The sequence below is a fragment of the Streptomyces sp. NPDC047043 genome (assembly GCF_040644055.1).
Taxonomy (GTDB): Bacteria; Actinomycetota; Actinomycetes; order Streptomycetales; family Streptomycetaceae; genus Streptomyces.
Genome location: NZ_JBEYVO010000059.1, coordinates 1 through 11,824, shown reverse-complemented (window position 1 = coordinate 11,824; position 11,824 = coordinate 1). Strand labels below are relative to the sequence as shown.

The following is an 11,824-nucleotide window of genomic DNA, read 5'->3' as shown; positions in this document are numbered from 1 at the left end:
CGGCGGTCAGGCCCCGGCCTGCTCGTCGGCCTGCTCCCGGACGAGCGCGGCCAGCGTCCCCACGGTCTCGAAGTGGTGCTGCTCGAGATCGTCGGTGTCGAACTCCATCCCGAGCTCCTCCTCGATCGTCATCAGCAGTCCGAGCACGGTCGTGGAGTCCAGGCCGAGCTCGTCGAACAGCCGGCTGTTCTCACCGATGGTGGCGGCGTCTATCTGCATCGCCTTGGCGAGCGAGTCGGCGATCGTGGCGACGGCCCGGTCGTACAGGTCGGCGGTGTCTGAGTCCGGTGCGGTGTGCTCCATCGTTCACCTCTCGTGTGTCGTGTTCCTGGGGGAGGAGGTCAGGGGGAGACGTCGGCCGCGTCGTGCGCGGTCGGGTCGTAGAGTCGCTGCCGCTGCAGGAGGTCGTCGGGAGTGTCCCGTTCCCGGACGAGGTGGCAGCGCCCCTCGTGGACCAGCACCTCGGCCGGGTAGCCATGGCTGAGGAACAGCCCCGGCGAGGCGGTCGGGCCGTAGGCCCCGGAACGGTGCACGCCGATCAGGTCGCCGGGCCGCACCGGCGGCAGTGGGACCTTCTTGCCGATCGTGTCGTTCGGGGTGCAGAGCGGCCCGGTGATGTTCCACTCTTCGGTCGGCGGCTCGTCGAGCCGGTTGAGCACTGACATCGGGAAGTTGCGTTTGACGAACGAGCCGATGCCCACGGCCGCCATGTGGTGGTGGGTGCCGCCGTCGGCGACCGCGAAGCGCTCGCCCATCGAGGTCTTGGTGTAGCGGACGCCCATCACATAGGTGCCGGCCTCGGCGGTGAGGTAGCGGCCCAGCTCCATGATCAACCTGGTGCGGGGGTGGCGGGCCGTGAAGTCCTCGATGACGGGGTTGAGCCCGTCGGTCAGCACCTTGACGTCCAGGTCCCTCTCGCCGTCGAAGTAGGCGACGCCCAGACCGCCGCCCACATCCACCATCCGCAGGTCGAGGTGCAACGCGGCCGACAGCCGCTCGGCCAGGTCGAGGATGCGGGTGGTGTTCTCGATGATGACGTTCTCACTGAGAATGCGGGTGCCCATGTACACCTGCACCCCCATCACGTCGACATCGGGGAACCGTTTCACCAGGTCGGTCCGGGCGAACAACTCCTCCTCGTCGATGCCGAACTGGCGCGGCTTGCCGCCCATCGCCAGCCCGGAGCGCTTGACGGCGAAGCGCGGGTTGACGCGCAGCGCGACCGGCGCCCGCACGCCCCGCTCCCGGGCCAGCTCGTCCACCAGGGCCACCTCGGGAAGGGACTCGCAGACGACGGCGTGGATCCCGGTGTCCAGGCAGACGGCCAGTTCCTGCCGGCTCTTGCCCGGGCCGAGGAAGATCACCTGCTGCGGTGGCACTCCGGCCCGGAGTGCGGTCGTCAGTTCCACCAGTGACGAGACCTCGGCCCGCGCGCCGAACGAGTGCAGCAGCGCGCAGACCGAGATGTTCGGGTTGGCCTTGAGCGAGTAGAAGATCTCCATGGCCGGGTGCAGCCGGTCGCGCAGCCCGTGGAACTGGTCCCGCAGCACGGACCCGTCATAGACGAACAACGGGGTGCCGTACCGCTCGGCCAGCTCGGACACCGGTACGCCCTGCACCTGGAACTCACGTGTCATTCTCGTCCCTTCCCTCTGGTGCGCTCCGCGACGGCGGCCAGCCTGCGGCCGACCTCGTCGTCCAGTGCCGCCGTCCGGTCCGCCGAGTCGGCGACGACGACCCCGTGCAGGCGCCCGTCGAACTCCGCCCCCGGGGCCCGTTCTCCGGGCGACGCGGCCGCGTTGACGGTGGCGTAGTTGTTGATCAGCAGCCCGGTGCCCCGGGCCGGGTCGAACAGCAGGTCCGCCAGGGCGCGTTGGAGCGTGCCGAACGGCAGCGGCGCGCCGAGCCGCAGGGGGTATCTGCGGACCAGCGCCGTGCTCCCGGACCCGATGAAGGTCTCCTGGATCGATGCCTGGTACGTGGACATGTTGTGGCGCGCGTTGATCTCGACGAGCGGGTAGAGGCCCCCGTCGGGATCGACCATCGCGTCGACGCCGACGACCCCGAAGTAGCCGTCGTCGGCCAGCCTTCCGCCCAACACCTGGGAGACCTCCGCCAGTTCGGCCCTCTGCCGCTCTGTGAGCCGTGCCGGGATCCGGTGGCCCAGGTGCACGCCGCCCTCGGTCAGGGCCTCCTTGACGAAGTCGAAGTGCACGCTGCCGTCCCGGCCGACGGTGAACTGGTAGTTGAGGTCGGCGCGCTTGGCCACCCACTCCTCCACCACCAGGCCGACCCGGTCGTCCTCGGCCTTCCGCGCCCGGCTGCCGATCATGCGGTGCAGCCGGTCCAGGCGGCGTTCCTCCGCGACCACCTCGATGCCCTTGCCCGAGACGCCGAAGGCGTCCTTGAGGACGACCCGGCGGCCGTCGGCGAGCAGCGCGCGGGCGGCCTCGACCGCCGCGTCGAGCTCGGCCAGGCTCGCGCAGGTCCAGCCGCGGGACTGCCGGATGCCCAGCCCGGCGGCGAGCCGCCGGCTGTAGATCTTGCTGTTGACCGCCTTGCAGACCGCCGCCGACGGCGCGGCCAGCGGGATCCCGGCCCGTTCGGCCAGCCGCTCCTCCAGCTCCGAGACCCCGTGCGCGCAGACGACGCCACCGCGAGCACCGAGCCTGCCCAGCTCGCGCAGCACCGCCCGGTCCTCCAGCGCGTCCTGGGTGACCGTGCTGCCCGGGTCCTGGCGCTCCATCACGAGCATCCTCGGCAGGTCGAGACCGAGTTCCTCGAGATGGCCCAGGTAGTCGGCGTCGGGTTCGCCCTTGAGTACGACGTGGTCGCCCTTGCCCGCGAGCAGCAGCGCGAACTCGTCCATCCGGTTGACGATGACGTTGCCCGAACCGAACGTCAGCCTCGGCAGCCCCATCTCGCCGCGGGCCCACTGGTCCTCGACCTCGAAGTTGCCGAGGAACACCAGCTCCGCGTCGGAGGTCCCGGTCAGGGCCGCCTTCAGGCGGCCGGTGAAGTTCCCGGTCATCTCGCCGATGCCCCTTTCAGTGCTCGAAGAGCATCGCCGAGAAGGTCGAGCCGAGCCCGACCGTGGCGAGCAGATAGCGGTCCCCCGGGCGCAGCCGGCCGAGATCGAGGGCGGTCCGGTAGTTGATGAACGGATCCGCGGAGAAGCAGTGTCCGGTGATCGGCACGTTGTCCAGGAAGAAGCGCTCCAGCGGGAGCCCGAGATGCTTGGCGAGCCTCGTCCACGACAGCCGGCTCACGTTGTGGGGGAAGATCATGGCGAGGTCGTCCAGTCCCAGCCCCGCGTTCCTGACCGCCGCCAGCATGACCTCGGCCAGCGCCTCGATGTAGATCCGCTGGTACTCGACCGACAGCTCGTGGGTCAGCGACAGGCAGTCGTAGAAACGGCCGTGGGTGCGGGCGGCGTAGCTCAGCATCCGGTCCCGGTCGTCGTGGGTCCCGACGAGCACCGCGGCCGCGCCCTCGCCGTTGATGGCCGTACCCGGCACCATCTGTGCGGCCCGGGTGAAGGTCTTCTCCCCGGTGAGGACCAGCGCCAGCGCGTCCGGATCACCGTCGCTCGCCAGCAGCTTGCCGGCCAGGTCCACCGCCAGCAGCCCCGAGGCGCAGGCATGGTGGGTCACCGCGAACGCCGTGGCGTGCGCGAGCCCGAGCGTGTCCCGCACCTCGTGCACGGGGTTGACCGGATGGGGGACGACGATCGGCATGGTCCGCGCCTGGACCACGTACCGCACCCGCTCCTCTCTGCCGCGCAGCGCGTCGAGCTTGCCCGCGGCGGCCAGCAGCAGATCGGTGAGCGTGCCGCCGGGCTCGCGGCGGACCTCGGCCAGGCCGTGGTAGCGCCGGTACACCTTCATCTCCGCGGCGCTGAGGCCCAGTTCGCCGCTCAGCTCCTCGATGGGTATCCGCTGCGACGGCAGGTGGGCCGCCACCTCCTCCAGCGACGTCATCAGCTCTCTCCGGAGGGGGATGCCTGGGCGAGCGTCTCCTTCACGTGCCGAGCCAGGGCGTCGATCGTCGGGTGGTCCCAGGCCACGGTCGGCTCCAGGGCCAGCCCGAGGTGGTCCTCGATGTCGCCGCAGAGGACCAGCGCGTAGACCGAGTCGAGACCGTACGTCGTCAGCGCGACGGTGGTGTCGATGTCGGCGACGTCGAGTTGCACGTAGTGGGCGACCCGTGCGCGCAGCCAAGTCCGCAGATCGGTGTCCGACGGGGCCGAGGTGTCCGACGGGGCCGATTCGGGGCTGTTCATCGCATTCTCCTTGTCATCAACGGCGGTGGCTCTCCTTGTCATCGACGGTGGCGGCGCCAACCGGGCAGGCGCCGGTTCGACAGGCCGAACCCGCGGCGGTCGCGGTGCCGGGAAAGGACCTCCGCCGACAGCCGTTCGGTGACGTGGCGGGGCCGCTGCCCGGGCTCGCGGCCCACCCGTTCGGCGATCCGGCCCAGCGCCGCGACGGCCCAGTGAGGATCGCTGAGGAACGCGTCGGGCCGCTCCCGGTTGTGGAGCCAGATGTTCACGCAGGCGGTCGCCGCGAGCACGGCGGCGTACCGCGCTGCCAGCCGCAGCGCCTCGGGCCGGGCGGCGACGGTGAGGTCCCCGGGGGCCAGTGCGGCGCATTCGCGGCGGAGGTCGGCCTGTTCGGCCGCGATGACGAGAGCCGAGCGGCGCAGCTCGCCGTCCAGTTCAGGGGAGCCGAGGGCCGCCGACAGCGAGGCGCTGAGGCTGTCCCGCCCGCCCGAGCTGACCGACAGCCGCTCGAAGGGCAGCGGCGGCAGGTCCGCGCCGAGGTGGAACACTCCGGCGGGCGGCTGGGCGTCGTCCAGCCACCCCTTGCGGGCCAGGCGCGGGAGCTGCGGCAGCACCGTGCTGAGGCAGGCCACGCGCGCGGTGTGGCCGAAGCCCGCCGGCGCCAGGTCGCGCAGGTGCTTCTGGAAGATCCCGTATCCGCCGTCGCGGATGTAGAACTGGGCGCCCAGCACCCGCGACAGCGCGTCCATGGCGTCCATGAGGAGGGTGGCCACGAAGTACTTGGCGGCCGAGGCGTACAGGCTGCTCTCGCCAGGGAGCAGATGCACCGAGCGGGCGGTCACGGTGGCCAGGCACTCGCAGATCAGCAGGTCGGTGTAGGCGTCGGCGAGGATCGAGCGGATGTGCGGCAGGCCGGCCAGCGACCGCCCGTACAGGACGCGTTCGTCCGCGAACCGGGCGGTGACCTCGAGGCCGGTCTCCAGGATGCCCGCGGTCATCGCCGGCAGCGCGGTGCGGGTGACCTGGAAGGAGCGCAGCGCCGTCTCCATGCCGAGTCCGGGCGCCCCCAGCACCGCGTCCGCCGGGATCGGGCAGTCCCGGAACTCCAGCCCGCCGAGCTGGATTCCGCGCATCCCCGCGCTGTGGAAGCGCGGCAGATGGACCGGCGCGCCCGCGGGCAGGTCCGCCTTCTCCACGAACAGCTGCGAGTGGCTCCGGCTGCCCGGAGCGGCCGACGTGCGCGCGAAGAGCACCATGGCCTCGGCGCGCCGGGCATTGGCGATCACTTCCTTGCGCCCGTTGAGCCGTAGCCGCCCGTCGTCGCCCGGCAGCGCCGAGAACTCGGCCCGCGCGAAGTCGTTGCCGTGCGCCAGCTCGTGGTAGCCGGAGACGGCCCGGCCGCCCGCCAGCAGCACCTCGGCCATTCTCCGGCGCTGCCGCGCGTCGCCCGCGGCCCAGACGTTGACCGCCGGGATGAGGCTGCCGGCTCCGTATCCGAGGCCCAGGCAGGGGTCGTGCCGGAAGACCGCCCGCATCACCTCGATGAGGTGGTCGAGCCGGGTCAGCCGCCCGCCCAGCTCGGGTGGGACGAACTCGGCGTTCAACCCGTAGCCGTCCAGCAGCCGTTCGCCCGCGGCGAGCATCTCGCCGGCCTCGTCGGCCGCCAGCACCGCGGCGTGGCCGGTCGGATTGCCCGGATCCCAGGGGTCGCCGAACCGGCGTTCAAGGTCTTCGACGGAGGCGGCCGCAGGGTCGTGGTCCGGCCGCGCGGATCCAGCGGGGGCGTCGCGCGACCCGTTCTTGTCGATCACGATGTGACCACCGAGGCCGGAGGGGCGGCGGGGCGGCCGGCCGCACGGGCGTCGAAGAGCCGGTCGAACACCTCGCCGTCGGTCGGTCGTCCCGGCGGGCGCAGCGACTGCAGCACGTGGGTGAGGACCGCCTCCAGCCACAGCGGGTCCGTGCCGGGCGTGCGGTTGTGCAGCCACACCCGCAGGGCGGCCGCGCCCGCGAAGCACTGCTCGTAGCGGCGCGCCAACGCGAAGGCCTCCGGCGGTACGTCCTGGGCGGCGGGCGGGCTCAGTGCCAGCTCGCGGTGGAGGCGGTCGCAGCTGTGGGCGAGCTCCTCGGCGAGCTCGGCCACGCGTGCGGGCGCCTCTCCCGCGGAGGCCAGCGCACGCAGTTCACCGCTCGCGGTGTGCAGGCTCTGTGTGAAGCTGCATCCGCCGCGCGACAGCAGGCTCAGCCGGTCGAGCCGGGCCGGGGGCGGCGGGGCCGACAGGTCGGCGGCGCGGCGTACGGCCTCCTCGTCGGCGGTGCCCGCCTGATGCCCGCGGACCAGCACCGGGAAGTGGTTGATCAGGACGTGCTGGTTGACGAAGGTGCTCCCGTCGAAGATGCCGACCACCCGGTGGTCGCGCTCCAGCTTCTGGAACGCGCCGTGCTCGTGGACCTCGGTCAGGAACGCGCGGGCGCCCAGCAACTCGCCGCAGGCGGCGATCAGTTCGTCGACGCGGGTCGGGACGTACGACTTGGCCACCGCGGAGATGACGGCCATCTCCTCCGGCAGTGTGTGCACGCTGCGGGCCGCCAGCACGCTCACGATCTCGGCGGCGTAGAGCGCCGCGTACGCCTCTCCGAGTACGCGGCGTACGTGCGGCAACTCGATCAGCCGACGGCCGTAGAGCTCGCGTTGCGCGGCGAACTCCTCGGCCAGCCGCACCGCCTGGTCGGCGGCGCCGAGGGACAGGGCGGTACAGGCGGTCCGGGTGAGCTGCAACGCCTTGAGCACGATCTCCAGGCCGGCGCCCTGCTCGCCGATCAGCGCATCGGCCGGGAACGGGCAGTCGTCCAGTGCGATCCCGCTGATGTCGGCGCCCCGGATGCCGTGCGTGGGCACCTTGGGCAACGGCCGCCAGCGGTCCGCCGGGAGTCGCCGTTTGTCGGCCAGCAGCAGGCTGAAGCCGCGCGGCCCGCCCTCCGGCCGGGTGCGCACGAGAAGGCAGAGCAGCGTGCCGCGGGTGGCGTTGTTGATCAGCCATTTCTCGCCGTGCACGCGGAAGCCGCCGGGCTCCGGGGTGGCGGTCGTCTCGCCGGCGAGCAGGTCACTGCCGTGGCCGCGCTCGGTCAGGCCCCACGACACCGGCGCCCCGGCGATGATGTCGGCGCCGAGCTCGCGCGCCTGCTCCGGACGGCCCGCCAGCCACATGCACACGCCGCCGAGGAACGTCTTGCCGTGCCCGATCGCGACCGTCAGGTCGCGGCGCGCCACCGCCCGCAGCGCCGCGACGAGCTCGTCGTAACGGGTCAGCGCCCCGCCGAACTCGGCGGGGACGTACAGGCGCGGCAGCCCCATCCGGTCGAGCTCCCGGCAGATGTCGGCGGGGAACCGCTCGCCGCGGTCCAGCTGGGCGCTGCGGGCGAAGGAGAGGAGCGCCGCGGGGTCGGTGGGATCGCCGAGCGCCCGGTCGAAGCCGGCGAGGTCGACCCGTCCGGTGTCGATCGGTATGTCGGTCACCGTCACGCGGCGTCACCGCCTGCCGCGTCGCCCAGCCGGGCGCGCACGGCCGGCGACAGTTCCGCGTGCAGGATCGGGAGCTCGCCGCCGAGAAACCGCCGGCGCAGCAGCCGACGCTGGATCTTGCCGCTGGTGGTTCGCGCCACCGTGCCGGGTGGCACGAGTACGACGTTGTGGGCGGGCACCCCGACATCCCGGGTGAGGCGGTCGCGGACACTCGCGGCGACGCGGGCCAGCTCGTCCGGCGCGACCCGGGGGGCCCGGTACTCGCGGACGACCACGACCTCCTCCTCGGGCACCGGGACCGAGAAGGCCGCACCGACGCCGCCTTCCAGTGCCGGGTGGGCCTCCCGCGTCGCCGCCTCCAGGTCCTGCGGGTAGAGGTTGCGGCCGCGGACGATGATCAGCTCCTTGGTGCGGCCCGTGACGTACAGCTCGCCCTCGTGCAGGATCCCCAGATCCCCGGTACGCAGGAAGCCGCTCTCCCCGTCGGGCGTGACGGCGTCGAAGACGCGCCGGGTCTCCGCGGGCCGTCCCCAGTAGCCCCGGGCCACGTTCGGGCCGCGCACCCAGATCTCGCCGACCCGGCCGTCCGGCAGTGTCCGACCCGCCTCGGCGTCGACGATCCGGACGTCTAGGTACTCGGCGGGGCCGCTGCTGACGATGCGGTGCACGGGCGTGCCGGGGGACGGGGGCACCAGCTCGCCGCGCTCGAACGCGGCGGCGTCCACCTCGGTGATCACGGCGCGGCGGGCAGGCCGGTCGCCGGAGACGACCAGGGTCGTCTCGGCCATGCCGTAGCCGGGGAGCATCGCCTCGGGGCGCAGCCCGGCAGCGGCGAACCGCCGGGTGAACGCCTCGACCGTGGCGGCCTGGACGGGCTCGGCGCCGTTCACCGCGCACCGCCAGTGCGAGAGGTCCAGCCGGGCCAGCTCCTCGTCGGTGATCCGCTGGACGCACAGGTCGTAGGCGAAATTCGGCGCGGGAGAGAAGTCGATGCCGTGCCGGTCGATCAGCGTCAACCATGTGTGCGGGCGCCTGAGGAAGGCCGTCGGCGGCATCAGCACGCTGCGGCCGCCCAGGACGAGCGGCGTGAGCAGCAGCCCGATCAGCCCGAAGTCGTGGTACAGCGGCAGCCAGCCGCCCACCGGGCCGTCGGCGCTCATACCGGAGATCGCCGCGAGGATCTCGGCGTTGGCCAGCAGGTTGGCATGGTCGACCATGACGCCCTTGGGGTCGGCGGTGGACCCTGAGGTGTACTGGAGGAAGGCCAGCGCGTGCGGGTCGGCCGGAGGCGGCCGCCACCGGCTCGCCGCGGGCAGTTCGTCCGCGGCGGAGTGGGGTGCGAGCACGGTCACGCCCCGGAGGTCCTGCTCCTTGGCCCAGGACGCGAGCGCTTCCAGGTCCGTGCCGTCGGCCAGGGCACCGGCCGCTCCGGCGTCCCGGGCGATCGCGGCGAGCCGGTCGGCCTGCCGCCGCTGATGGCCGTCGGGCGGCGGCGCGGGCACCGGGACCAGGCCCGCGTACATGCAACCCAGGAGGGACTGCGCGAACCCCGGCCCGGAGGGGTGCAGTACGAGCAGGCGGTCGCCGACGGTGAACCGTTCCTGCAACAGCGCTGCGATCCGGCGGGCGGCCAGGTCGAGTTCCGCGTACGTCACGGTCTCGTCGGCCTCGGCGCGGAGTGGGTCCGCGCTGAAGATCAGGGCGGTCCGGTCACCGTGCTCGGCTGCCCGTGCACACATGAGTTCGACGAAGGTCTTGTGCTCGTGCATGCAGTGTCAGCCTCCATCGGCGGGACGGTTGGCAACTGAGCGTTACCCCTCCTCCACACCGACCAGCGAGAACGATCCTGGTGCTGGAGTGGCGGACGGGGCGGGCCATTGCCCCACCCTAAAGGTCATTTCGGCGCCGCCGGATGAGTAATTGGCAAGACGCGTGGGTCAGTTGGGGCTCAGGAGGTTTCGGATCGTTCGATGAGACGGCCGTTTTGGTGTTCCTCTTCGGTGCTCCTCGGCAAGTCGGCCGGGGCTGCCGACCTGACCGTCGGCGGCCCCTCGCGCTCGATGCGTAGTGGATCCTCCCGCGACTACTCGCAATACTCGTCTCCGCGGACGGCGAAGCAGAAGGCGATGATGTGGCCGTCGGCGTCAAGGAGGTCGACCTCGACAATCGCGGCTCCACCCGGCACGTCCGCCGTGAGCGGGATCTGTCGAGAAACGGCACCGTTGCACACGAGGCTCGTACTCCTGTGGTCCAGGACCTTGCCGGAGGCGTCGTTCGCCCATGCGGCTCCCCGGCGGCATCCGGTGGTCAGGCCTCGGAGCACGCCGTCGACGCTGACCGACCGGTTGTAGAAGTCGATCGTGCCGCGGAAGTAGGTCGCGCCGACCGTGAGGTCGAACGAGGCGCGATCGGCGGCGGCCGCGCTGGGCGCGCCTGTCAGAGTCAAACCCGCGGCAGCCACGAGCGTGGCCACGACCGCGGTCGCTCTCTTCGCTGTCCGTCGGATGCCTGGACGCAACGTCAACCCCCTCTTCTTTCATGACAGTTGTCGAGAACACTGCGGTTGCCCCATGGCCATCAGGGCCGCGCGACGGCCGCCTACTGGTGGCAGCCGCCGGTGCACAGCACGGTGACCGCGCCGTTCTCGCCGGCCGCGGTGGAGGTGGCGTGGTGGGTGGTGATCGCGGGCGTCTTGCTGGTCTCCCAAGGCATGGGGGCGGCCATGGTCTGGGGAGCGAGAGCAACAAGCGCCGTGGTGGTCACGAACACGGTGGCGACCGATCGTTTGCGCAGGCGCATCTGAACTCCTCGATCGTCGATCGGCCAGTGCGGTTCGGCGGCCGGCGCGCCGCTCGGACAGGCCGCCGCGGCCGGCTGTCAGTGTCACGGCGTGCGCAGCCCCAGGCCAGGTCTGTCGGAGGAGTTCGGCACATCTCCATACGATCAACGCGAATGGCGGACCGCGTTCCGGGCGAGGCCTACGATCGAGCCCGTCCCGGTGGACCACCTCCGCCGCATGGGCCGTGGGAAGCGCCGGCCTGGCACCTGGTGCTGCTCAAGCACATGAACGAGCCGCCGCTGCCATCGAGTTGGCTGCATCCCGAACTGCCGGGCGGCTGGCGCGAGTTGATTGTCGCGCTGTAAGCCAAGGAACCCGGCCACCGGCCGGCCTCGGCGACAGAGGCACGCCACCGGCTCGCCACGCTCGGCGAGTTGGCGCCCCCCACCACCCCGCCCCCGCACGCGCGAACGCTGCGGGCCACGCCCGTCGCCCGGGAGCCCAGCAAGTCCGAACCGCTGTCCGCCGCAGCAGTCGTACGGGTGGATCACGGGCCCGCTGCTGCCGTGGTGGGCGGCACTCGTGCTCACAGCCGCCACCGGGACGGGCGGCGGGCGTGCACCTGTGAGGCAGACGCCCGTCGAACCGACACCTGGGCCGGCGCCTCTGTCTCGTGAAGGCACAACTCGCTTGCCGACGCACCGGGTTCACGCGCAAGGATGCCCGCGTGAACCACGAGAACGACGACGTGAACGCGGCGATCGCGGGCGAGCTGCGCCTCCTGGACCCCGCCGTCCGCTCCTCCGCCGAAGGCGCCCGGCTGATCGACCCCGAGTTCGTGGAGGTCGGTGCCTCCGGGCGGCGGTACACGTACGAGGAGACGGTCGCCGGGCTGCCCGACAAGCCCGGCAGTTCCGTGGACGGTCCGGTCCATCGGCCGTCGGAGATCACCGGCGTCCTGCTCGCCCCCCGGCCTGGTGCACCTCACCTTCGAGACCGTCTTCGACGGTCGCCGGGCCCGCCGCAGCTCCCTGTGGCGCAAGCGCGACGAGGAGACGGGCTGGCGCATGTACTACCACCAGGGCACCCCCGTGCCGCCGGGGACGGCCTAGGGCTCTTCTGATGGATCTCCGCGGCGTCGCGGCGTTCGGCACGCCCTCTCGCCGCACCGGTCAAAAGCCCTAGTAGCTCCGCTACGAGGGCTTCCGCCCGGCACGCCGAGAGCACGCACCGAACGCCG

11 protein-coding genes and 1 pseudogene are annotated in these 11,824 nt (G+C 72.0%); 2 read left to right on the top strand and 10 right to left on the bottom strand.

Annotated features, from left to right (window positions below):
- Positions 1–6 precede the first annotated feature (6 nt).
- The 10 genes from ABZ880_RS51920 to ABZ880_RS51875 form a co-directional block, all read right to left on the bottom strand.
- A complete protein-coding gene (locus tag ABZ880_RS51920) occupies positions 7–303 on the bottom strand; it encodes an acyl carrier protein (protein WP_361278429.1) in 297 nt (98 codons plus the stop codon).
- A gap of 38 nt (positions 304–341) precedes the next feature.
- Entirely contained in the window at positions 342–1,637 is a 1,296-nt protein-coding gene (locus ABZ880_RS51915; RefSeq protein ID WP_361278426.1) for a type III PLP-dependent enzyme, read from the bottom strand.
- Positions 1,634–3,031, bottom strand: a complete 1,398-nt coding sequence (locus tag ABZ880_RS51910) for an ATP-grasp domain-containing protein (protein ID WP_361278423.1) — start codon at positions 3,029–3,031, stop codon at positions 1,634–1,636. Before ABZ880_RS51910 ends, ABZ880_RS51915 begins: the two co-directional genes overlap by 4 nt.
- Before the next feature lie 16 nt (positions 3,032–3,047).
- A complete protein-coding gene (locus tag ABZ880_RS51905; protein WP_361278420.1) occupies positions 3,048–3,980 on the bottom strand; it encodes a 3-oxoacyl-[acyl-carrier-protein] synthase III C-terminal domain-containing protein in 933 nt (310 codons plus the stop codon).
- On the bottom strand, positions 3,980–4,282 hold the full coding sequence (locus ABZ880_RS51900) for an acyl carrier protein (protein WP_361278418.1): 303 nt from the start codon (positions 4,280–4,282) through the stop codon (positions 3,980–3,982). Before ABZ880_RS51900 ends, ABZ880_RS51905 begins: the two co-directional genes overlap by 1 nt.
- A gap of 38 nt (positions 4,283–4,320) precedes the next feature.
- Complete coding sequence (locus ABZ880_RS51895) at positions 4,321–6,093, bottom strand: acyl-CoA dehydrogenase (RefSeq protein WP_361278415.1); 1,773 nt, start codon at positions 6,091–6,093, stop codon at positions 4,321–4,323.
- Positions 6,090–7,805 (bottom strand): acyl-CoA dehydrogenase family protein, encoded by a 1,716-nt coding sequence (locus ABZ880_RS51890; RefSeq protein WP_361278413.1) that lies wholly within the window; start codon positions 7,803–7,805, stop codon positions 6,090–6,092. The genes ABZ880_RS51895 and ABZ880_RS51890 overlap by 4 nt, the downstream gene beginning before the upstream one ends.
- Positions 7,802–9,574, bottom strand: a complete 1,773-nt coding sequence (locus ABZ880_RS51885; RefSeq protein WP_361278411.1) for a fatty acyl-AMP ligase — start codon at positions 9,572–9,574, stop codon at positions 7,802–7,804. Before ABZ880_RS51885 ends, ABZ880_RS51890 begins: the two co-directional genes overlap by 4 nt.
- 314 nt (positions 9,575–9,888) lie before the next feature.
- Positions 9,889–10,278 carry a hypothetical protein gene (locus tag ABZ880_RS51880; protein WP_361278408.1) on the bottom strand — a complete coding sequence of 130 codons (390 nt, stop codon included), beginning with the start codon at positions 10,276–10,278 and terminating at the stop codon, positions 9,889–9,891.
- Positions 10,279–10,403: 125 nt separating this feature from the next.
- Complete coding sequence (locus tag ABZ880_RS51875; protein WP_361278406.1) at positions 10,404–10,604, bottom strand: hypothetical protein; 201 nt, start codon at positions 10,602–10,604, stop codon at positions 10,404–10,406.
- Positions 10,605–10,757: 153 nt separating this feature from the next.
- On the opposite strand from ABZ880_RS51875, the gene ABZ880_RS51870 reads away from it, so the two are divergent.
- On the top strand, positions 10,758–10,949 hold the full coding sequence (locus tag ABZ880_RS51870; protein ID WP_361278404.1) for a hypothetical protein: 192 nt from the start codon (positions 10,758–10,760) through the stop codon (positions 10,947–10,949).
- Positions 10,950–11,311: 362 nt separating this feature from the next.
- Positions 11,312–11,696, top strand: a pseudogene (locus tag ABZ880_RS51865) (DUF4440 domain-containing protein).
- Positions 11,697–11,824: the final 128 nt, after the last annotated feature.